This window comes from Lentibacter sp. XHP0401, from assembly GCF_025751535.1.
Lineage (GTDB): Bacteria > Pseudomonadota > Alphaproteobacteria > Rhodobacterales > Rhodobacteraceae > Lentibacter.
Map to the genome: position 1 here is coordinate 61,002 of NZ_JAOWLC010000002.1, position 23,442 is coordinate 84,443.

A 23,442-nucleotide genomic window follows, 5' to 3' on the forward strand; every position below is an offset into this window, starting at 1 on the left:
CCCATGAACGCTCTGATTGCCGTGCTCACATTCCAGGGCGATCATCGGGCTCATCAGTTTCTATTTCCGGCCCGCCACCAATGGCTGATACTGTGCGCTTGAGGATGTCGATGAACCGCGACACCAGTTTCTGAGCTGGCGTTCGCTTCTCCTGATCGGTAATTTTCATTCTCTGAATGAACTCGGGGAGTGTCCTGAGCTTTAGCCTTTCATTTTCGACCGTGACGTCCCCTTGTTCGAATTGCCCGACCAGATCGCTGAGGGCGCTGAGAGCCTCACCGGTTTCCCGTTCGGTGCGTTCAACCTGCCGCTCGCGCCGGGTCAATTCTTGCCCTTTGGCAATCACGGTTTGGTCAAACTCACCCTGTTCGCGTTCAAATTCACTGCGGTCTGTCTCCAGTCTCACCTCCGTGCGTTTTTGCGCATCTGCCTCTGTGTCTAAAGCGCGTGCTCTTTCGGCCTGTTCGTGTTCTTTGCCCTGAACGGCTTCCTCCCGCGCGTTTACCTTTGCTTCGCGTTCGGTCTGCGCCTGATCCGCGAGCACCATTTTGTTCTCTTTCTCTTGAACCCTCGCTTCACGGGCGGCCAGTTCCTCAAGCTCCCGCCTGTGTTCCTTTTCTTTTTCTTCCAGACGCAATTCCTCCGCAATCAGTTCGCTTTCCTGACGTTGAAGCCGGGCATCAGCTTCCGCGATCTTTTTCGCGTGGTCTTTACGGGCAGCGTAGGTCTTCGTGGACAACCGCTCCGCGCGCGGCCCGTTACGCAAGAAACCGCAGCGCTTGCCGACAGCTTCATAATAATGATCCTGGAACTGTGTCATCGCGGCTTGATAAGCAGCAACATCGGCGGTTTTCTTTTTACGCTTTTTACGCCGGGTATGCAGATGGGCGCCGTTCTCTTTCTCCCAATGCGCCAGGGTCGCGGCGTTCTCGTCATCGATCCGGGCGCAATCGTCTTCCCAAACCGCCACTGCTGCAGCATGAGTGGCATCGCGCTTTTTCTGCGTGGTCCGGTTTTTGCTTGGCTTTGGCTTTTTCGGCTTCCTAGGGCGAGCTACCAATTTCGGGCGGGGCAGGGAGTTCAGGGTTTCCGACGGCCCGTTTTCCGATCTCCGCGCTTCAGCCGCGATCTTTCCGACATGTAGCTTGCTCGCGCTCAGTTTCGGATCTTCCGCGTTCACCGCCAGAATGTGAATATGGAGATGGGTCTCATCGAGATGCATCACAGCGGAGAACTTCACCCCCTTTGGCATCCGTTCGGTAAAATCCTTGAGCGCGGTTTTCATCCAGTCTTTTACCTTTTGCTTCTCCTCCGGCGTTGCTTTGAGATAGTCCTCTGACCGCATCGGGTGCGAATGGATCTCGGTGTATAGGGTAGGGAAGTCAGATTTGAGGGCCCGCGTGTAAGTCCGGCCGCTCGACAACGTGACGGTCTCCTTGATCCCCGCCCGTCGCTCGTCATGGAATTTGCGCAAGTCCGGAACTTTGATCGCTCCGAACTCCATAATTGGCTCCGGCTTTTGCGGGTCCGGGACATGGGTTGAGTATTCCGGGTCACGCGCGGCCTCGCCAAAAACCTGAACGGTATTGTTGAACTGATCCTTGGTTCCGGCCACCTTGGTCAGCTTGGGGGAGTAGGTCTGGATGTGGACAAACTGATAGGCCATGGCGCGAGTTCCTTGCGTGTCATGGTTATTCATTTGTATCTCTAGGATGGAAATCCCAAGCGAAAATCCGGGAAGCTTGTTAGATTAATGTGGATAACTAATAGATTGATAATCTTTGAGAAAAAGTATTTCGCAAACACCGTGAAAAGCTACCCACAATGACAGACTGTAGGTAGCTCAAGCTACCTCATCTGCCCCTTACGCCGGGGAGGCGCTCCGTCGGACAGATAATATGCGCTGCGATATTATCTGTCCGACTGCGCGGCTGGCTACGCCAGCCTTGCAGGACCTCCGCCAGGGCGGAGGAAAAGCCTCACTGCGTTCGTCCCGCTTGCCGGATGAGTGATCCCCGGACAGTCTATTCCGGAAAGCCGGACGCTCCCGGAATGCGGTATGTGTCTCCCGGACTTCGGCCCGGACATCAGTAGTCCGGGTGCCGTGTGACCGGAAGCCGGGGCAGTTGCTCGATCGCCTCGAGCATTGCGGACAATGTGGAGCGCTCGGAATAACGCTCGCTTGTCACATCACCTCCGACATGGCCGAGGACGTCTTTGCGGACCTGTTCCGGAACGTTTCCCATCCGGCCGAGCTGTGTCGTGACGTAGTGCCGGAAGCTATGAAACGACTTGCTCGCAGCCCTCTCACCCAGCTGCTGTTCGGTGATCAGCCGGAACTTGTAGTCGATCTTGTCGCCGATCTTTGCGTCACTCGAGCTGCGCAAATCGGGGAACAGCATATCGGAGCCAACCGCCGCCATCTGCTCGGCGTGCGCCACGAGGCCCAGCTCGATCAATTGCGGATGTAGCGGCAGATCGCGGGTTGAGGCGAGGGTCTTGAGGCCGCGGATTTGGTTCGGTTTGATCTTGAGCGTCGGGATCCCATCGGTGATTACGAGCTCGTCGGGCATCAGCCCTGCGATTTCACCGCGTCGCGCGCCCGAAAGCGCAGCGATGACGGGAAGCCAGTAGAGACCATCCTTCTTGATGAACTTGCCGGGCTTGTTCCAGGATTTACGCTCTCCGCTCCCTTGCCAAACCGGATGCTTGTGGATCGCCTGAACATCCTCTACCGAGTATGCCTCGCGCCCGTCGCGATCGCGCTTGCTTTTGCGCGGGCGCAGCGATGAGGCGTCGATTACAGTGAGCGACTGGTAGCCCTCGCTTGCCCCCTTGTTGAACAGCTGGCCGAGGTAGTTGAGGTTGCGATTGATCGTCGTATCCGAGAGGCCGATCTGGTCGGCGGGCTTGCCCTCCGCTTCTTTGAGGATCTGCCTCAGGCTCTTGTCCTTGTCTTTGGCCGATTTGCGATAGCTTTTCGGCAGGACCCGGAGAACGTCCACAAATTGTGCCAAATGGGTTTGGCGTAGATCGCGGATATCGGTGACGCCGGTCGCCTCGGAGAACAGATGGAACACTTTGCTCATCTGGCTGATCATTTGCGCGCTAACCTTCTGGCGGGCCTTTAGTGAACTGAACCGCTCGACAAGCGCCGACCATGTGGGGTCGTAGGCTGCTACTGCTTCATCCGATGCAGTGGTTGACCCATTGGTAGGGGCGGGGGGCGGCATGGACGGCGAAGCAAGTTGCTCGGCCATCTGCATCGCGGTGTCGAAACTGCTGCTGCGGTTTTCGGCGGACTGCATATAGGCGGCGCCACGACCGGCAATGTAAAGCTGCCGTGCCGTGAGATATTCGGCGGCCTGGAACGTCTCGCGCCCCAGAACATCGCGCAATTGATCCGCGATCACAACACCGGGACCCTCAGTGGGGCTGGCGTCGGCCAACTTTGATTGCCGCTCCAGATGACCGCGAAGGTGCTCGATGTGGCCATCAGAGCGACCTTCACGCCGGAAGTTTTCGGCCTCTTGATCCGTCAAGGGGTGCGCCTTGCTGCCGAGTTCGAAAACCATCTTGAGCGCAACACCAATTGCCCAGTCATGCGCGAGGTTATCCTCCACATCGGCGCGTCCTTGTGGCTCGGAGTGTAACACAGCGATCTTCTTCATCTCGCGGCGAATAATATGTTCTAAAAATTTACGCGCATCTTCGCGCGATAGGCCCTGAACCGTCATGATCTCGAATACGTTGTTGCTCTCGGCGGTGACGATTGCACCCAGACGCCGCGCAATCAACGGGTCATTTGTGCGCAAGCTGACTTGCAAGATGGTGCCGCCCAGATGCGCGGGAAGGCGTCTGCGCCAAACATAGGTCGCGCCGCGCCGATAAAGGTTGGTTTGTAGTCCCATGGTAGCCTCTCAAAGAAGGCGGATGGGAGCTTCGTTTCGGGCGTTTTTAATGTGATACGTATCACACTCACACGCAAAACACCCCCTGAAGGGTGTTTTTACCAATACCATCAAACTGTTAGGTGGTTTTGGCTCCGGCGGTAGGGATCGAACCTACGACCAATTGATTAACAGTCAACTGCTCTACCGCTGAGCTACGCCGGAATGTGAGGGCGATATAGCAACGCGCTTTGGGGGCGTCCAGCGGTTTTTGTGCTTTTAATGGCAAAAAGATATTTCGTCAGGTGAGGCGGAAGGTGGCGGATTTAGAGAGCTGCGGTGAGGCTTGCACGTGGGACTTCTGAACCAGATCGATCAGATGCGCGAAGACGTTGCGTTCGGCCGCGGGGAGAAGTTCTGCTGGTGTCTCGGCATATATCTGTGCAGTGAGTGCCGTGGCTGTGGCTGGGCCGTGCTGAAGCGCCATGAGAATCTGGGCTTCGCGGCTCTGTCTGTGAGTGATGAGCCAGTCGAGTCGCGCTGCGGGGTCTGCTATCGGTTCGCCATGGCCTGAGTGAAACACCCGCCAGTCTTGCGCTTGCAGGCGAGTGCAGGAGGCCATGAACTCGGTCAGATCCCCATCAGGAGGGCTGACAAGTGAACTGGCCCAACCCATGACAAGATCGCCACAGAAGAGCGCGTCGTTCCATGCAAAGCAGAGGTGATTTCCAAAATGCCCGGGCGTGTGCAGCGCTGTAAGCGCCCAGCTTTCGCCCATCACAGTCTCGTTGTCTTGCAAGAGGATGTCGGGAGCGAAGTGGGGGTCGACACCTTCACCACCGCCGGAAAGTCCGCTTGCGGCGAGATCGGACATTACAGCGCTACGCCCGGCGAGGCTATCGCCAAATGCCAGCACGGGGGCGCCTGTGGCGTCCGAGAGCGGGGCTGCGAGCGGGGAGTGATCGACATGGGAGTGAGTGACAAAGATGTGGCTGATGCGCTCGTCAGGCCCGAGTGCGGAGAGGATTGCGTCCATATGCGCGGGGTCATTCGGGCCAGGATCAATCAACGCAAGATTGCCATGTCCGATGAGGTATGTGTTTGTGCCGCGGTAAGTCATGGGGGAAGGGTTGTTCGCCACGATGCGCCGCAAATCGGGTTCAAGCGTTTCGGCTTGGCCTGTAGGCGGATTAAAACGCTCCAGATCGTTCATGGCACTTCCTTCTTGGTATCTACAACGCTAGGTTTAGGCATGTTTTTCGGATGGCTCAAACAGTATATGCCGCGTTCGCTCTACGGGCGGGCGGCGCTTATTCTGATAGTGCCGATCATCGGCTTGCAGCTTGTTGTTTCGATTATTTTTATTCAGCGGCATTTCGAGGATGTGACAACCCAGATGACCCGTTCGATGGCGCTTGAGTTGCGATTGGTGTTAAGTGAATACGAGCAAGACGGTGTCAGTGCTTCGGCCACGCCTTTGGAAATCGAGCTTGCGGCAGGCGAACTCATTGAAGAGCGTCAGCGTTGGTATGATTTTTCCGGCTTTGTTGTGCGGCGCGAATTGCTCGAAGCGCTGGAAACAGTTGCTGCCGTAGACATGCCTGACGGTCGCACTTTGCGTGTCGGGATTGCTACAGAGCGGGGCCCTGTTGTGCTGAGCTTCAACAGACTGCGCGTGTCGGCCTCAAATCCGCACCAGCTTTTGGTCTATATGCTGCTGGGTGGCATTCTTATGACTATGATTGCCTATATTTATCTGCGCAATCAGCTACGTCCGATCAAGCGTCTGGCACGGGCAGCCGCGGCTTTCGGGCGTGGACAGGTGATCGAATATCGACCGTCCGGGGCTGTCGAAGTGCGTGCGGCAGGCCATGCCTTTCTGGATATGAGAAACCGCATCGAGCGCCAGATCGAGCAGCGCACGCTGATGCTTTCGGGAGTGAGCCATGATTTGAGAACTCCGCTTACACGGATGAAGCTGGGGCTTGCGCTTTTGGAGGATGAAGACCGCGAGCCGCTGGAGCGCGATGTGACGGAGATGCAGCGTTTGGTGGATGAATTTCTTTCGTTTGCCAAGGGGGCGGCTGAAGGCGAGGCCGAGTCGACCGACCCGTTTGTCTTTATTCGCGAAATTGTGGAGGATTGCGCGCGTGCAGGGCAAGATGTGAGCCTTGGCAAGATGGACGGCGAGGGTGACGGAACCGTCAACCTCAGGCGCATCGGGATTCGGCGGGCCGTTGAGAACCTTGTTGGCAATGCTGTGCGTTACGGCAACAGGGCTGTTGTTTCGGTGGCTTTGACAGAACGTGCATTGCGTATTCGCGTAGAAGATGACGGGCCGGGGATTGCGGCACGTGATCGTGAGGAGGCGCTGCGGCCCTTTGCGCGTCTGGATGCCGCGCGTAACCAGAACAAAGGTTCAGGCGTAGGCCTCGGTTTGTCGATTGCAATGGATGTGGCGCGCGCGCATGGCGGCATGCTGCGGCTGGGAGAAAGCACCGAGCTTGGTGGTTTACGCGCTGATATCGTGATTGGACGTTGAAGGGAAACTGGAGCGGGTAGCGGGAATCGAACCCGCGCGTTCAGCTTGGGAAGCTGACAGGCTACCATTACATCATACCCGCCTGAAGCGCTGAGATAGACCGCGCTTGTGCAGTGGTCAAGCGATATGCGCGGCCTCTGCGCGGGCCATAGCGTAGAAGGCGAGCGCTTGGGTTAGCATGAGGCCCAATCCTCCGAGAGACAGCTGGCCAAGGCCCGAGCCGGCAAGTTGATCAGCTAGAAGTGCTGTTGTGAGGCCATATCCTCCCGCTAGGAGGGCTGATGCACCAAGAACCATGCGTGCAGGCTTTCCAAGCCCCTGAATGGCAGGAAGGGCCAGCGCCAGTGCGGGGGCAAGCACACACATGTCATAGTCATAGGCATAGGGGCTGAGGGTTGCGCCTGAGAGAATAGCAAGGCTGATTACATGTGCCAAGCGCCAGTCTTTGAGACAGCCCCATGTTAGCACACCGAAACTTATGAGAAGCCAGACCACATGAACGGCCATGGCGGAGGCATTGGCGAAGCCGAAAGAGGCCATGAGTGTGAAGGGGGTGATCATGCGGCTGAATTTGTATTCGCCCGCTTGCAAAAGCTCTCCCGAAGTTTTCACGCCGCCCAGAAAGGCGGGCCATATGTCCGGGCCATAGAGCAGGGTCGCGAGGGCAAGCAGCGCGAGGAGTGTGACGCAAGCCACGGCAACCATACGCCAACCGCCACGCAGGAGGGCTGCAAGGCCAAGGCTTAAACCAAGGTGCGGTTTATATGTGAGTAACCCCAGAACAAGCCCTGCGATCCGTGAGCGTTGCGCCAATGCCAGGCCTGCAAACAGCGCCATGAGCCCTGCTGTGAGAAAGCCGTTCTGGCCCGTGAGCAAGTTGATCGCCATTGCGGGCATTGTTAGGGATAGCGCCCAAACCGCAGCGTCTGATCCGAAACGAAAGAGGCCCCAGATGAAGAAGGCCAGCGACAGGGTCGTAAAGACGAAATACCCGAGGCCAACACCCAGAGGTGCTAGAACTTGCAAGGCAAGGTTGAAGTGGGGTGGATAGGTCCATGTCATGAAGACCGAACTGCCCGTGCGTTCAAGCTGGTAGGCTTTGAAAGCGGGGGCATCATAGGCCTCGGCCACGCGGCCCAGATTGGCGAGCTCTCCGACCTGATGAAAAATCATATAGTCGGCTGAAACCGCATCGACCCCGAAAAGCTCGGGCGCGCCAATCCGTAGGGCGGTAAGGCAAATGAGAGCCACCAGAAGGCCAAGTATCAAGAAAAGACTGCGCTTAGACATGACCGCCTCTATGTTGTGTTATCGGAGCGACCCTAGCGAAGCCTGTATAGGCGTGCAAACACCACTTCAGTTGCGTCGTCGGCGGCGTCCGCCGCCACGCTCTTCACCGCTGTTGAAGCTGACTTTGGGCAGCGAGACGATGCTTTCAAGGATGGGGAAAGGTTCGACCGCGTTCGGAATGGCTGAGGCATTGACGAAGTGCTCCTGAAAGCGCGGCTCGACGGCGGTTTCGACCTTGACGATCTTACGCACGGTGGCTTCGATTTCGGCGCGGGCTTCGCTATTGAGGAGGGCGATACGTGCACCTGTGCCCGCGGCGTTGCCCGCTGAGGTGACCTTCTCGATTTTGCAATCGGGGATCATGCCGAGCACCATCGCATGTTTGGGCGAGATATGCGCGCCAAACGCACCTGCCAGAACAATGCGGTCTACCGTGGCGACATCAAACTTGTCCATCAGCAGGCGTGCGCCCGAGTAGAGTGCGGCCTTGGCCATCTGGATGGCGCGGATATCGGGGTTTGTAACGGTAATAGTGGGGCCGCCATCGGCAGAGCCGTCCCACATCATGTAGCTGTGGGTGCGCCCGTCTGTGATACAGCGTTCGGTGCCGACTTGTGCAGCCGAACCAATGAGACCGGAGGCATCGACAATACCCGCGAGACGCATCTCGGCGATGGCTTCGATGATGCCGGAGCCACAAATTCCGGTGATGCCTGTGGTGGCGATCGCTTCGGCGAAGTTTTCATCGTCTGACCAGAGGTCGGAGCCGATGACACGGAAGCGCGGTTCTTTCGTCTCGGGGTCGATTTCTACGCGCTCAATAGCCCCCGGCGCAGCGCGTTGGCCGGAGCTGATCTGCGCACCCTCAAAGGCTGGCCCAGTGGGAGAGGAGCAAGCCAAGACTTTGGTTTTGTTACCCAAAAGAATTTCGGCATTTGTGCCGACATCGACGATAAGAGCAAGGTCGTCCGACTTGTCGGGCGCTTCGGACAGTGCAACAGCGGCGGCATCGGCACCGACATGACCTGCGATGCAGGGCAATGTATATACCCGCGCGGAAGGGTGCAGTTCGAGGTCCAGATCCCGAGCTTCAAGGCGCAGGGCGTCAGAGGTTGCCAGCGCGAAAGGGGCCTGGCCGAGTTCGAACGGATCAATACCAAGGAAAAGGTGGTGCATGACGGGGTTGCATACAAAAACCGCGTCCATGATGAGGGTTTTGTCGATGCCCGCTTCGGAGGCGACCTGGTCGAACAGACCGTTCATGCCTGCACGTACGGAAGCTGTCATTTCGGCGGCTCCGTTTGGGTTCATCATGGAGTAGCTGACGCGGCTCATGAGATCTTCGCCGAAACGGATTTGCGGGTTCATAAGGCCCGAGGAGGCGACAACTTCGCCTGTTTGCAAGTCGCACAAATGGCCTGCGATTGTTGTTGAGCCGAGGTCTACAGCCAGGCCGTAGAGCGAGCCTTCGTAGTAGCCGGGCCAGACCTGCATGATAGAGGCAGAGGCTTCGGCGTGCCCTTGATGCACAGCAATTGTGACCTTCCACGCGCCTTTGCGCAGGGCTTGTTGAAGGTGCGTCAGGACATGCGGATCGGCGCGCGGCACGTCGATATTCCACTGCTCCTTCAGGCCGACGCGCAGGCGTTCAAGGTCTCCTGAGGGCTCGTGCATGTCGGGTTCTTTTACTTCAACATAGTAGAGCTTAACCGTTGGATTCATTAAGATATTACGCACTTCGGCGCGCTTGCGCACGACCTGTTTGTGAACCTGACTTTCGGGCGGAACGTCGATGACGATATCGCCCTGGACAGTGGCCTGGCAGCCCAAGCGGCGGCCCTTGGGGAGGCCGCGTTTTTGGTCGTAGCGCTCTTCGACCGAATTCCACTCGCTGAGGGCATTGTCGGCGACTGTGACGCCGTGTTTGGAGAACTCTCCGTAGGAGGGGGTGATCTGGCATTTGGAGCAGATACCACGCCCGCCGCAGACGGAATCAAGGTCAACCCCGAGCTGGCGAGCGGCTGTAAGTATCGGAGTTCCAACGGGAAAATTCCCGCGTTTGCCGGAGGGGGTGAAGATGACGAGAGGATCTTTGCTCATGGTGTAACTGCCTGATTTCGGGGCCTTTAAAGGCAAGATAGAGTGCCGTGTCTCATTTTAGAGGGCGGGGAGCGGCATAAAGCTGACATTGAGCGTCATATTTGATGTGCGCAACTGTTGCGAGGGGAAACCACCGTTCAGCCACGTTAACCATATCAAAAAACCACAAAAAGGGGGGGGTGATATGCGTGCACAATGCGTGCACACCCCGTGCACCGCCTGAATCGTATTTTTGTTAACGCAAAATTAGCTAACGGGGCGTACGGTGGTCGGGCGAGAGGGGTAATGGATGACAAACCTAGGGGAGGCAAAACCTCAGCAACGGCTCGGGTTCGGGCGGTTTTTTTGGGCAGCGGGAAACTGGCTGATTTTCGGGTGTTTCAAAAATGAGGGTATTCGGCAGCCTTGTTGAGTGTCTGCTCTTGGACGAAAGCTGCTCAGCTTTGTTGACGGTCAAAGGCTCGTTGCGTGGACGAAGCGGTCCTTCGATCGGTTGATCTACCCAGCCAAGCATCGTTTATCCAGTATACGTGATGACTACCCAAGATATATTTGCCCTGCAGGGTACTTTACCCTCGGCACACTGCGGGTTGCGAGGAAAAAACCGATAGCCAGAGGGCCAACCCGACCGACAAACATCATAGCCATGATGATGGCCCTGCCGATGCCATCAAGATCTCCAGTGATTCCGCGCGATAGGCCCACCGTGCCGAATGCTGATGTGACTTCAAACGCGAGGTCAATAAATTCGCCGTCGTGATTGATTGAGGTCACAAAAATGCCCGTCAGCACAAGAAGCATGGAAATGGTCGTGAGAGCGAGGACCTTCATTACCTCATCCACCCCTAGAGAACGGCCAAAGGCGTGCAATGTCGTTTGGCGCCTGAAAAAAGCAACTGTGGCTAGCAGCAATACACACAGGGTCGTTACTTTGATCCCTCCAGCTGTCGAGGTGCTGCCTCCGCCAACCAACATAAGCGTCATCGTCAGCATCGTCGCGCTGTCATGCATTCCGCCGGTGTCGATCGTATTGAACCCAGCCGTGCGCGGCGTGACGCCCTGAAACCAGCTTGCCCATAGTTTCTCGTCCGTGTCGAGGTGGCCCAAAGTGTTGGGGTTCCTCCATTCGAGAAAGCCGAACATGACGCTTCCCCAGACAATCAGAATGGCGGTCCCGAGCAGCATCAGTTTGGAATGCAGTGTGAGTTTGCGCCACTGGCGTTTCTGATAGATATCCCCCACGACAATGAAGCCGATCCCTCCCAGAATGAAGAGGGCCGGAATCACGATATTGATTATCGGGTTGCCCACCCATTGCGAGAGACTGTCGGAGTGAAGCGCAAAACCCGCGTTGTTGAAGGCCGAAATCGAATGAAAAATTGCCTGCCAGACACCGCTCCAGCCGAACTCGGGAACGAAGACTAAGGCCAGCAAGGCGGCCCCGATTGCTTCACAAACAAGGGCAATAACCAGAATAATGCGCGCTAGGTATGTGAGCTTTGAAAGGGATGTTTGGTTTAGATCTTCTCGCAAGATGAGACGTTGCGGCATGCCAACGGGTATACCAAGCGCGCTAAGCAATAGCACCGCAAACGTCATCAAACCCAGCCCTCCCAACTGGATAAGTGCTGCAATGACAGCCTGACCAAAGACCGTGAACGTGGCTCCGGTATCTGCAAGCACCAAGCCTGTCACGGTCACGGCTGAAGTGGAGGTGAAAAGCGCTTCGCTTAGTCCGATGTCACCATGATGCGAGATCGGCAGCCACAGCAGGATGGCGCCAAAGATTATAAATGCGATGTAAAAAATCACAAGCACCGCTGGCGGCGGCATGCGAAGCGTGGCAAACCGTTTCACCAAGTTCGAGGGCCAGAATGCCATTGTTACAGGCTGGCCGCGAAGTTGTGCAGGTCTTTGCGTTGGCCAAGCAGCAGCAGAAGGTCATTCCGCTCCAATTGGCATCCTGTTACGTCTTGCCCGACGAATTCGGTTCCGCGCATGACCCCGATGCAACGCAGATTGAACTTTTCGCCATGCGGCAAGTCTTCCAGACTTCTGCCTTCGAGGCTTTCCGGAATGCGGAAATTCACAACGTGGTAGCCGTTTCCCAGACTGACATAGTCACGCACCAGCGGGTTATGCAAAACCTGTGCGATATGTTGACCGACCTCCACTTCCGGGTGAATAATCCTGTCTACACCGAGTTTACTCAGAATCCTGTGATGTGTTTTGGTCGTAGCTTTGGCCCAAACAACCGGAACTCCGACAAGTTTCAGATTAATTGCCGCAAGGATGCTGGCCTCCAGATCATCGCCCATGGCAACGACGGCCACGTCACAATCACCGAAGCCCGCTTCTCGCAAAGCAGCATCATCGCGCGCATCGACGATCATGGCTTGTGAAAGTGTATCAGCAAGGCTCATAACGCGCGCTTCGGACATGTCGACTCCGATGACGTGATTGCCGAACCGCTGCAACTCCTTTGCGACGGTACTGCCAAAGTTCCCTAGCCCTACGACACCAAAAGTTCGGTTGGCGGAGTTCTTCATGTCTTCTACTCACGATCTATGATCACAATTAGGCGAACCTCGCCGCGATGCGGCAATTTGTCAAGATTGGGCTTGGACCGAACACTCGCGGCATCTGCGCAGGAGGGCTTTTTGCCTTAACCGGCTTTGTGTGCGGCAATGCTATGTTTGACTGCGCGTTCTGTGGATTGGATTGTCCGGGGCGGGCGCGATTGACTAGATACGGTTCTTTGCCGCTGCCAGCCAGATGAGTGCGAGGGCGAAGGATGCGATGGCGTTCCAGCTCGCCATGGAGAGCGTGAGCATTTCCCATGGCGCTTCATCGCAGCGCACGATGGGCGCGTTCATGATCTGATCAAGCAGCTCTGTCGGGTTGAGGCCTGTGACATTGTTTGAGCTGCAGCTTGACGGACCGTCCCAGAGTTTGCGTTCGACCCCCGTGTGGTAGATGCCGATGGCCGCTGTGGTGAGGGCTGCGCCCGCGCCGAGCAGGGGCCAGAAGCGGCCCGGAATGAGAAGCGCTATGAGGGCGATAACCATGGCCGCATAGTGCGGGTAGCGCTGCCAGTAGCAGAGCTTACAGGGTGGCATATCACCGATGTATTGAAACGACAGTGCGCCCGCCATCATAGCTACGGAGCCGAGGCCTGCGAGAATGAGAAGATTGGGGCGCGAGAAGGTCATAGGTATTTCACCACATAGAATCCGCCCAGAAGGAAGGCGCAGAACAGGATGAACATTAGCCCAAGACGGCGCTCGATGAAATCACGAATGGGCGCGCCGAACTTCCAGAGCAGGAAGGCGACGATGTAAAAGCGCAGGCCGCGCGCCAGAATAGAGGTGACGATAAAGGTAAAGAGCGGCATGCCTGTCCAGCCCGACATAATGGTGATGACCTTGTAGGGAAACGGGGTCATGCCCGCGACGAGGACGGCCCAGAAGCCGACATCGTTGAAGCGGGTGTTGAAGGCTTCCATGGTATCGGCCTTGCCGAGGCTTTCGAGGATCGGTTGGCCAAGCTCGGTGAACGCCAGCGCGCCGATGGCGTAGCCCAGAAGCCCGCCGATGACCGAGGCGGTGAGGGCTACGGAAGCAATGAGCCATGCGCGTGAAGGGCGGGCGAGGATCATCGGGATCATCAGGATATCGGGTGGAATCGGGAACACCGAAGATTCGATGAACGCCACGACCGCCAGCCACCACATCGCGTAACGATGATCGGCAAGGCGCATTGTCCAGTCATAAAGCCTGCGCAACATGTTTCTGCTCTTGTTCTTATTATTATGTTTTCTGCCTTGTCCTATTGGGCCGTTCTTTTGGGCTGGCGTCAAGGCTTGGGGTGCCTTTAACATGCCGTCAGAGCCAAACGGGAGTGCAAAACATGACAGTTTTAATTGCGGGTGCAGGGATTGGTGGTCTGACGCTGGGGCTGTCGCTGCATCAGTTGGGCATTCCTTTCAAGATATTCGAGGCGGTGCGGCAGATTCGCCCCTTGGGTGTGGGCATCAATGTGCAGCCCCATGCGATCCGTGAGCTGTTCGAACTCGGGCTTGAGGATGCGCTTGAAAAGGTTGGTTTGCGCACCAAGCAGGTTGGCTATTTCTCGGCGCAGGGCGGCGAGATATGGCGCGAGCCGCGCGGCGAGTTTGCGGGCTACAACTGGCCGCAATATTCGATCCACCGTGGCGAGATGCAGATGTTGCTCTATCGCGCGCTTGTGGAGCGGGCGGGCAAGGATGTGATCCGAATGGGCGCGGCTGTGACCGGATCGGAGGAAACCGGCGAGGGTGTCGAGATTTATCTGGCCGAGCGCAGCACGGGCAAGGCGCTTGGCACGGAAACGGGTCGTGTTTTTATCGCGGCTGACGGGATCAACTCGGAGGCGCGCAAGGCGCTTTACCCTGACGAGGGAGGCGCGCATTGGGGCGGGATCATGATGTGGCGCGGTGTGACGCGCGGGCCAAGCTTCCTTGGCGGGCGGACAATGGCGATGGCGGGCAAGAAAGCCTGCAAGTTTGTCTGCTATCCGATTGCGGAATATGATGACGGAACCTGCCTGATCAACTGGATTGCCGACCGCGCTATGCCTGAGGATTACATGTGGCGTGAGCAGGACTGGAACCGCGAAGGAAAGCTGGACGACTTCTTGCCCGCCTTTGCCGACTGGACGTTTGACTGGCTGAATGTGCCCGAGATTATCACCAAGGCGGAGAGTGTCCTGGAATATCCGATGGTGGACCGCAACCCGTTGCCGCGCTGGAGCCACGGACGGATGACGCTTTTGGGCGATGCGGCCCATGCGATGTACCCGATCGGCTCGAACGGGGCCTCGCAGGCCATTCTGGATGCACGGGTGCTGGCACGCGAGCTGCGCGATAGGGGGCAGGGCGAGGCGGCTTTGACGAAATACGACGAGATACGCCGCGAGACAGTGAACAAGCTGGTGCTGGCCAACAGGGGCGACGGGCCTGACAAGGTGCTTGATGTTGTGGCCGAGCGCGCGCCCGAGGGGTTTGACGACATCAGCGAGGTGATGAGCCTTGCCGAACTGGAGAGCGCGGCGGCGGGCTATAAAAAGCTGGCAGGAATGGACATCGAAGCCCTCAATGCGCGCGGGCCGCTTGTGCCTAATTGAGCGGCGATTGAGGGTTTAGTGCATTTTTGCCTTTTCGTGCGGCAAACAACACGCTAAACCGCGCTCAATGTGCCCAAGTGGCGGAATGGTAGACGCAGGGGATTCAAAATCCCCCGCCGCGAGGCGTGCCGGTTCGAGTCCGGCCTTGGGTACCACAGCACATTCAGAAAACGGCTTTTTCATGCCGCATCAGAGTTTCCCGAGGGAGATTCGGCCGATTTGCAGGTTTTTCCCAGCGATTCGGATGTTTTCTCCGTGATTCGTGCATTTGAAATGTGTCATTTATTTTCCAGAGTGTTCAATCTGGTCGCAAAGCGGCTGTTCGTTCGCGTTTCGTGATCAATGATAAAGGCAAAATTTTGTCGGAGCGTGGAAATGCGAGAATATGAATGGATGGTTAATTGTTTCGCTTCTGTAAACAGTGAGCCGGGATGAGCCTTGGCAGCTCTGACGAGGATAGCTGTTAAATACCGTTGAAAACATGACTCTGGAGCGCTCTTTTGGGTGAATTCCTTTTGGAAACAATAGCGTGTCAACTGGGAGATTTGCCCAGATAAAAATTGCGTGAGAACGCTGCGAGGGGGAGAAATCCTGCCTTTTTCCCAACAAATTTATCTTTCGGCGGACGAAAATACGTCTTAAGAAGGAGCTGCCCAACTGGGGGGCGTAGTGAGTAATGGTCACGGGGGCGACCGCTGAACTGCGAAGCATCGGGGAGATGCGAAAAGAGCTGCACTGTCTTTACGGAACTTTCCTTTAAGAAGTGTGTGGCGATTGCTGCCGATAGAGATGCGCCGTTGCGGCGCGGCTCGCTGCTGTGATGACTTTTCTGCCTCTTTTCCCTTCGTTTTCGCAAAAAATGCAACGGAGCTCTACGGGTATGTCCCCAAGGCTTCACAATCGGCGGACGGGGCGTTCCCCGAGGTTGAAAAAGAGGGTCTTATCATGGCTGATCTGGTACTGAATTGGGGATTGTTTGGCGCTTACGGCACAAACATGGAGCCTTCGCAAACTGTTGATACAGGCGGCATTGATGTCACCGTAGGTTTTTCTGCGCAGGATGAGGGCGCCTCCGGTGTGACCTTCAACGCGACAGGCTATGTCGCCGATGGCGAAGATTTCAACGATCAGTCTTACCTGAAGCTGATTGGCGAAGGCGGCGAGGGCGGTGTTGACGAAACGTCCACCACAACCTTGAGCTTTGCCTCTTCAAACGAACTTTATAGTGATTGCGTCTCGGATGTGACGTTCCGCATCAACGATCTTGATGGCGGTGGCAATGATATTGACCCGACAACAGACCTTCACGAAGACATTGTAACCATTCGCGCATATGGCCCCGACGGAAACGAAATCCCCGTCACGTTCACCACCGGGTCCAATATTGATGTGAACGGCAACACCCTGTCTGACGGCGACACAAATTTTGGCTATGAAGATGCCGAAGCCTCGACCCTTGTTTCGGTGGCCGGCCCTGTTTCGCGGATCGAAATTGAATATGCCAACGGCAACGTGGGCGAACAGACTGTTATGGTCTCGGATCTGCACTTCTCGACATGCCCGGCGGAAGACAACGAAGCGCCGGTGCTTGGTGACGATAGCGCGATGACGGACGAAGACACGGCCGTTGTGATCAACGTTCTGGCCAACGATTCTGACCCAGAGGGCGACGAACTGACCGTCACTGACACAACCGAGCCTGCGAACGGTTCAGTTGTTATCAATGACGACGGAACAGTGACTTACACGCCTGACACCGCTTTCACAGGCACGGACACATTTGACTACACAGTTGTTGACGGACAGGGAAATGCCTCGACCGCCACTGTGACAGTTGTTGTGGAAGACGTGAACGAAGCGCCGACGGCGAATAACGACAATAACACCACTGACGTTGGCACGCCTGTTGTGATTGCTGTTCTGGCGAATGACACGGACCCTGAAGGCGAAGCGCTGACTGTGAGCGGCACGACAGAGCCTGCGAACGGTTCGGTTGTTATTAACGCTGATGGCACAGTGACTTACACGCCGGATGCGGGTTACACGGGCACAGACACATTCGACTACACGATCACCGACCCTGCGGGCAACGAAAGCACGGCCACTGTGACAGTTGTTGTCGGTGATGATACAGGGCCTGACGGGATTGTTTCAGGCACGCCCGGCGATGATCTGATCGACGTGACTTACACAGGTGATCCCGATGGCGACATGATTGACGCCAACGACCAGATTATCCCCGGCGAAGACGTGAACGACGATATCGTGCAAGCAGGTGACGGCGACGACACCGTATATGCGGGCGACGGTGATGACGAAGTCTATGGCGGCACCGGTGATGACAACATCAGCGGCGAAACCGGCAACGACGAAATCTTCGGCGAAGACGGCAACGACATTATCAACGGTGGCGACGGTAACGACACCATTGACGGTGGTGACGGGCGCGACACTGTTGACGGCGGCAACGGCAATGATGTGATCGATACATCGGGGCCGGACCCCTTGATTGATGCGGAAATCTGGCCCGGTTTGCCTGTTGATGCAGACCCTGAAAACGACCGCGACTTCGTTGAAGGTGGCGCGGGTGATGACAGCATCCGCACGGGCGATGACCGTGACACTATCTTTGCGGGCACAGGCGATGACACCATCGCGGCAGGCATTGATGATGACGAAGTCTATGGCGGCGCGGGCAATGACTCGATAGTCGATATTCAGGGCTCCGATTACATCGAGGGCGGCGACGGTGACGACACAATCGAAGCGGGGACCAACACCTTCTCCGATTATGTTGGTGACGACCCCAACCTGCCAATTGCAGGCTACCCTGATATTCTGAGTGACCCGAACACAACTGACGGTTTGGACACTGTCTATGGTGGCGCGGGCAATGATCTGATTTCGACCGGCGATGACGCTGACCTGATCTTTGGTGGTATTGGCAACGATACAATCGACGCGGGCATTGATGACGACACGGTTTATGGCGGCGACGGTGAGGACAGCATCCTCGGGCACCACGGATCGGACAGCATCTTCGGTGAAGGCGGCGACGATTTCATCAACGCAGGCGGTAGCACCTACGGCGGAAACGAAGTTGATGCGACAGACCCTGTTCCTGAAAACGACCGTGACTTTGTAGACGGTGGTGACGGCAACGACACGATCTTCGGTGAAGATGATGATGACACGCTTCTTGGCGGCACAGGCGACGATTATGTCGACGCGGGCATCGACGATGACCTTGTTTACGGTGACGCCGGCAACGACACACTGATTGGCGGCCAGGGCAACGATACTGTCTTCGGTGGAACAGGTGACGACAGCATTATTGGTAACGACGGAAACGATGTTGTTGATGGCGGCACCGGTGATGACTTTATCGATACATCAGGCTCAAACCCGATCCTTGATGCGACAGATCCGACACCGAACGACGACCGTGACAATGTTGTGGGTGGCGCAGGCAACGACACGATCATCACAGGTGACGACGACGACACTATCGACGGCGGCGAAGGCAATGATCTGATTGACGCAGGCATTGACGACGATCTCGTGAACGGTGGCGAAGGTGACGACACGATTGATGGTGGCGAAGGTCACGACACAATCGATGGTGGCCTCGGCAACGACAGCATTATCGGCGGTGACGGCAATGACTCGGTGAACGGTGGGGCCGGCAACGACTTTATCGACACCTCAGGGTCAAACCCGATCCCTGATGCAACAGATCCGACACCGAACGACGACCGTGACCTTGTGGCCGGCGGCGCAGGTGATGATACGATCATCACAGGCGACGACAATGACACAATCAGCGGCGGCGAAGGCAATGACTGGATCGATGCGGGCATTGATGACGACCTTGTCTCCGGCGGTGACGGCAACGACACGATCTTTGCCGGTGAAGGCAATGATACGGTTGATGGCGGCGCAGGGGATGACAGCATTCTTGGTGGAGCCGGAGCCGACACGCTCTCGGGCGGTGACGGTCAGGATTACTTTGGCGCGATCACCGGTGGGGATGTTGTTGACGGTGGTTCGGGCCCTGCGGGCATCCGCCCTGACGGGACGCCGAACGACTGGGATACACTTGATCTGACCGGTGCAGCCGAAGCGGAAAATCCGGGCGGTAGCCTCAACGTTACCTATACCTCGGATGATCGTGAAGACGGCTTTGTCGAGTTCCGCGATGCGGATGGCAACATCACATCAACGATGAACTTTGAAGAGATCGAGAATGTCGTGCCTTGCTTTACGCCCGGCACAGCGATCGCGACACCGCGGGGCGAGCGCCTTGTGGAAGACCTTAAAGTCGGTGACAAGATCATCACGCGTGACAACGGCATTCAGGAAATCCGTTGGATGGGACAAAGGACGCTTTCGGGCCATGAGCTTGCACGCTCGCCCAACCTGCGCCCGATCCTCATTCAGAAGGGCGCGCTTGGCAACAACCTGCCAGAGCATGACATTCTTGTCAGCCCGCAGCACCGGATTCTGATCAACAATGAGCGCACCTCACTTTACTTCGAGGAAACAGAAGTGCTCGCGGCTGCCAAACACCTCACGGGGCTGAAAGGCGTCGATGAAGTGGGCACGCTGGGTGTGAGCTATGTGCACTTTATGTTCGACAACCACGAAGTGGTTTTGAGCAACGGTGCATGGACGGAAAGCTTCCAGCCGGGGCAGTCGGTGATTGACGGGCTTGGAACAGAGCAACGCGACGAAATCTTCCAGCTCTTCCCAGAGCTGAAGACGGAAGAAGGCATCAAAGACTACACTGCTGCCCGCCGCGCTCTGAAGAAGCACGAAGCCAAGCTTCTGGTTCGCTAATACACAAGATGCCTTGCGCCTCTGATATCGGAGGGGCAGGGCGCTTATACTGATATTCAATGAATATGCAGCTGCGCTCCAGTCGATCGGGGCGCTTGGGAGGGCGTGCATTTGCATGCCCTCCCTCTTTCGCGTTCTGCGTGTGGAGGCGTGCATTGATTAGCGTTTAGTTAAGCAATGAGGCGAAAATTACGAAAAATTTTGCATAAATTCAAAGTGCTGCCGCAATCGCGCCGCAAGCTTTCGCTACCCATAGCTTCAAGATTTCGAGTATGGGGCTTTTACGATGGGTTACTTTGAGAATTTTTATCCGACTTATGGCGAAACGCCAAAATCCGCGTCCTGTTGTGAGACGGGGATATTTTGCCCTGTCTATGCCCGGGGCGGGCTTGGTGGCGACTATTTGATTGGCGGAACGCAGAACAGCGGTTTCCGTGTGATTGATTTGAGTGATCTGGATATGCACATCATGCTGGATCTTACCGGATGGCAAGCAGGCATTGTGACCGACGGGATTGATACAATTGTTTTTCAGGGCGTGGAGGAAATTATTCTGCCGTTCTGGTTGCATGTCGCCATGCTGCCCAGTCTTCAGGGGTGTTCAGATCATGGCGTGCGTGTGCGTGCGGCAGCGGGTGAAAGTGTAGGCGGGGAGCATATCGCTGCAGAATAGGGGCTGCACCAGTGTCTCCTTTAAGTGTATGAAAATCATGTAAAATATCAGACGGAAAGAGGACGGGGTGACCCTGTTCTCCGGTCTCTGTGATTGCGCGCAAAATTGTGCCTGCGGGCTGTTGTGCGTAGGCTTGCCAAAGCGCTGCGAGATGCGGCGCGAGGGCGGGCATATCGGCGGGTAAAACCATTAGCGCATCTGCTCGGGCGCTGATGGCGGCGCTTGCCCCTGCGCGCAGGGAGGCGGACATGCCTGTGGCGTGGTCGGGGACGATCACGATCCGGACGGGCAGGCCATCCAGCGTTGCGGCGCGGGAATGATCAGGGGCGGGCAGTGTGACGATGACCGTATCGGCGCTGGCCAAAGCGGCTTTGGCCATATGGCTCAGGCAAGGCTCGCCGCCGACATCTTCCAAGAGTTTATCGCCGCCTCTCATACGAGAGGAGGCGCCAGCCGCGGGAATGAGAACCGCGCGGCGCATGATCTAGCCGCGCATCCGTGCGCCATCAGCATCAAAGAGCGGTTGGGTGATGAGCTTGGCTTTGCGCATGTGGCCCAATATCTCGATTTCGACTTCGAGGCCCTCACGTGCGTGCTCAACGGGGACAAAGCCCTGTGCTATCGACTTTTGCGCATAATGCGAATAGCCGCCCGATGTGCAGAAACCGACGACCTCGCCACCCAGCCAGATTGGCTCGTAGGCGTTCACATCGGCATTGTCAGCCTCAACCTCAAAGGCGCAGAGCTTGCGCGCGGGGCCGGCATCGCGTTCGGCTTCGGCGGCGGCACGGCCTATAAAGTCACTGTTTTTCTTGAAGCTGATGAAGCGGTCGAGCCCTGTTTCAGCGGCGGTGTAGTCGGGTGAGAACTCCGAGAGCCATGAGCCGAAGAACTTGTCGAGACGTAGCGACATCATCGCGCGCATGCCGAAGGGGAGTATGCCGTGCTCCTGGCCTGCCTCCCAGAGTGTGCGCCAGAGCGCGCGTTGCGCCATTGGATCACAGTAAATCTCGAAGCCCAGATCACCCGTGTAGCTGACGCGCTGCACCACGCAATCAACCATGCCGACTGTCATGTGGCGCACATCCATGAATTTCATGGTCGAAATGTCAGTGCGCGTGCAAGCCGCGAGCACTTTGGCGGCGTTTGGTCCTGCGATCTGGAAGCCGTTTAGCTTGTCGGAGACGTTTTCAACGGTGACACCTTCCATCTCGTTTTGCTCAAACCAGCGCATATGGTAGGCTTGGCTGCCGTAGCTCGCTGTGAGCTGGAAGGCCTCTTCGCCGAGGCAGGATATGGTGAAATCCCCGATCAGGCGCCCCTTATGGCTGAGCATGGGGGTCAGGCTGAGGCGGCCAATTTGCGGCACGCGGCCTGCCATCACGCGGTCAAGCCAAGCGCGGGCATTGGGGCCGGTGACGAGGTATTTGCCGAAATTATGCGTCTCGTTGATGCCGACGGCTTCGCGCACGGCTTTAACCTCGCGGGCGGTGGCGTCAAAGGCATTTGAGCGGCGGAAGCTGGGGGTTTCATATCTGGGCTCGTCGCCTTGGGCGAAGTAATTGACCACTTCGAGGCCGAATTGCTGGCCCCAGACGGCACCCATTTCATCAAACACATCATACATGGGAGTCTGGCGGAAGGGGCGCGCGGCGGGCAGCTCTTCGTTTGGATAGCTGACAGAGAAGCGCTTCTGGTAGTTCTCGATGACTTTGGGCAGGGTGTAGCCTGGTGTGATCCAGTCGCCGAAGCGGGCGACATCCATGGCGATGGTGTCGCGTTCGCATTCCCCTTCAACCATCCATTGCGCCAGCATGAGGCCGACGCCGCCGCCCTGGCTAAAGCCGGCCATGACGCCGCAGGCAGACCAGTAGTTGCGCATGCCCGGAACGGGGCCGACGAGGGGGTTGCCATCTGGGGCAAAGGTGAAGGGGCCGTGGATCACGGATTTGACGCCCGCTTTCTCAAGGTCGGGGAAGCGCTTGTAGGCGAAGTTGATGCTGTCTTCGATCTTGTCGAAATCATCGGCGAGAAGCTCCTGGCCGAAGGTATACGATGTGCCGTCAACCGCCCAAGGGCGGCAGGGCTGTTCGTAGAATCCGATGCAGAGGCCTTTACCTTCCTGGCGCAGATAGCTTTCGCCCGCAGGGTCCATGACATGCGGGTGCTCTTTACCGTCGGCCATCATTTCTTTGATCAGAGGCACTTCGTCGGTGACGATATACTGGTGCTCCATCGGATGCAGCGGGAAGTAGACGCCCGCAAGCGCACCGACTTCGCGCGCCCAGAGGCCACCTGCGTTGACCACATGTTCGGCGTGGACTGTGCCTTTGTCGGTGACCACATCCCATGTGCCATCGGGGCGCTGGTTGGTCTCTTTGACCATTGTGTGCGTTTCGATTGTGGCACCGCCCATGCGCGCGGCCTTGGCGTAGGCGTGGGTTGTGCCTGACGGGTCAAGGTGGCCATCAAGCGGGTCATAAAGCCCGCCAAGGATGCCTTCGATGTTGGTGACGGGAGCGATTTTCCTGATCTCTTCGGGTGAGACGATCTCGGTTTCCAACCCCATGAAGCGGTGCTTGGCACGCTCGGCGAGGAGCATATCAAAGCGGTCTTGGTTATCAGCCAAGGTGACGCCGCCAACGTGGTGCAGCCCGCAGGAGAGGCCAGTGAGTTCTTCGAGCTCTTTATAGAGGCGGATGGTGTAGCCTTGCAGCGCGGCCATGTTTGTATCGCCGTTGAGCGTATGAAAACCGCCCGCAGCGTGCCATGTGCTGCCCGATGTCAGCTCGGAGCGCTCAAGCAGCATGACATCGGACCAGCCAAGCTTTGTAAGATGATAAAGCACAGATGCGCCGACGACGCCTCCGCCGATGACGGCTACACGGGTTGTGGTTTGCATGGTGGCCCCTTTGGTTTCTCGCTGTTTGACGCGAGTCTGGGGC

At 57.0% G+C, this 23,442-nt stretch carries 15 protein-coding genes and 3 tRNA genes; 4 read left to right on the forward strand and 14 right to left on the reverse strand.

Annotation, left to right across the window (positions count from 1 at the left end):
* Positions 1–25 precede the first annotated feature (25 nt).
* From OE750_RS03195 to OE750_RS03210, 4 genes are all read right to left on the reverse strand, one after another.
* On the reverse strand, positions 26–1,666 hold the full coding sequence (locus OE750_RS03195; RefSeq protein ID WP_263761327.1) for a plasmid recombination protein: 1,641 nt from the start codon (positions 1,664–1,666) through the stop codon (positions 26–28).
* A gap of 421 nt (positions 1,667–2,087) precedes the next feature.
* Positions 2,088–3,911 carry a site-specific integrase gene (locus tag OE750_RS03200; RefSeq protein ID WP_263761329.1) on the reverse strand — a complete coding sequence of 608 codons (1,824 nt, stop codon included), beginning with the start codon at positions 3,909–3,911 and terminating at the stop codon, positions 2,088–2,090.
* A 129-nt stretch (positions 3,912–4,040) separates the two neighbouring features.
* Positions 4,041–4,115 (reverse strand) — tRNA-Asn (locus OE750_RS03205).
* A gap of 76 nt (positions 4,116–4,191) precedes the next feature.
* On the reverse strand, positions 4,192–5,103 hold the full coding sequence (locus OE750_RS03210; protein WP_263761331.1) for an MBL fold metallo-hydrolase: 912 nt from the start codon (positions 5,101–5,103) through the stop codon (positions 4,192–4,194).
* Positions 5,104–5,142: 39 nt separating this feature from the next.
* Here OE750_RS03210 and OE750_RS03215 point away from each other — a divergent pair, with 39 nt between their 5' ends.
* A complete protein-coding gene (locus tag OE750_RS03215) occupies positions 5,143–6,432 on the forward strand; it encodes an ATP-binding protein (protein ID WP_263761333.1) in 1,290 nt (429 codons plus the stop codon).
* 8 nt (positions 6,433–6,440) lie between these two features.
* On the opposite strand, the gene OE750_RS03220 is transcribed toward OE750_RS03215, so the two are convergent.
* From OE750_RS03220 to OE750_RS03250, 7 genes are all read right to left on the reverse strand, one after another.
* Positions 6,441–6,514: transfer RNA gene (locus tag OE750_RS03220), tRNA-Gly, on the reverse strand.
* A gap of 35 nt (positions 6,515–6,549) precedes the next feature.
* Positions 6,550–7,722 (reverse strand): glycosyltransferase family 87 protein, encoded by a 1,173-nt coding sequence (locus OE750_RS03225; RefSeq protein ID WP_263761335.1) that lies wholly within the window; start codon positions 7,720–7,722, stop codon positions 6,550–6,552.
* Positions 7,723–7,788: 66 nt separating this feature from the next.
* Entirely contained in the window at positions 7,789–9,822 is a 2,034-nt protein-coding gene (locus OE750_RS03230; RefSeq protein ID WP_263761337.1) for an ASKHA domain-containing protein, read from the reverse strand.
* 537 nt (positions 9,823–10,359) lie between these two features.
* On the reverse strand, positions 10,360–11,655 hold the full coding sequence (locus OE750_RS03235; RefSeq protein ID WP_263761339.1) for a TrkH family potassium uptake protein: 1,296 nt from the start codon (positions 11,653–11,655) through the stop codon (positions 10,360–10,362).
* Positions 11,656–11,705: 50 nt separating this feature from the next.
* Positions 11,706–12,371, reverse strand: coding sequence for a potassium channel family protein (locus OE750_RS03240; protein WP_263761341.1), 666 nt, complete (start codon positions 12,369–12,371; stop codon positions 11,706–11,708).
* A 195-nt stretch (positions 12,372–12,566) separates the two neighbouring features.
* Positions 12,567–13,034, reverse strand: a complete 468-nt coding sequence (locus tag OE750_RS03245) for a disulfide bond formation protein B (RefSeq protein WP_263761343.1) — start codon at positions 13,032–13,034, stop codon at positions 12,567–12,569.
* Positions 13,031–13,609 carry a YqaA family protein gene (locus tag OE750_RS03250; protein WP_263761345.1) on the reverse strand — a complete coding sequence of 193 codons (579 nt, stop codon included), beginning with the start codon at positions 13,607–13,609 and terminating at the stop codon, positions 13,031–13,033. The genes OE750_RS03245 and OE750_RS03250 overlap by 4 nt, the downstream gene beginning before the upstream one ends.
* 122 nt (positions 13,610–13,731) lie before the next feature.
* Here OE750_RS03250 and OE750_RS03255 point away from each other — a divergent pair, with 122 nt between their 5' ends.
* From OE750_RS03255 to OE750_RS03265, 3 genes are all read left to right on the forward strand, one after another.
* Positions 13,732–14,985, forward strand: coding sequence for a flavin-dependent oxidoreductase (locus tag OE750_RS03255; RefSeq protein WP_263761347.1), 1,254 nt, complete (start codon positions 13,732–13,734; stop codon positions 14,983–14,985).
* Positions 14,986–15,056: 71 nt separating this feature from the next.
* A tRNA-Leu gene (locus OE750_RS03260) sits at positions 15,057–15,140 on the forward strand.
* A gap of 790 nt (positions 15,141–15,930) precedes the next feature.
* A complete protein-coding gene (locus OE750_RS03265) occupies positions 15,931–19,824 on the forward strand; it encodes a Hint domain-containing protein (protein WP_263761349.1) in 3,894 nt (1,297 codons plus the stop codon).
* Between the two features lie 211 nt (positions 19,825–20,035).
* On the opposite strand, the gene OE750_RS03270 is transcribed toward OE750_RS03265, so the two are convergent.
* From OE750_RS03270 to OE750_RS03280, 3 genes are read right to left on the reverse strand one after another with little or no spacing between them, the layout of a single operon-like run.
* Positions 20,036–20,395 (reverse strand): hypothetical protein, encoded by a 360-nt coding sequence (locus OE750_RS03270; protein ID WP_263761351.1) that lies wholly within the window; start codon positions 20,393–20,395, stop codon positions 20,036–20,038.
* Entirely contained in the window at positions 20,373–20,978 is a 606-nt protein-coding gene (locus tag OE750_RS03275; RefSeq protein ID WP_263761353.1) for an NTP transferase domain-containing protein, read from the reverse strand. Before OE750_RS03275 ends, OE750_RS03270 begins: the two co-directional genes overlap by 23 nt.
* Positions 20,979–20,981: 3 nt before the next feature.
* Positions 20,982–23,399 (reverse strand): GcvT family protein, encoded by a 2,418-nt coding sequence (locus OE750_RS03280; RefSeq protein WP_263761356.1) that lies wholly within the window; start codon positions 23,397–23,399, stop codon positions 20,982–20,984.
* Positions 23,400–23,442 lie beyond the last annotated feature (43 nt).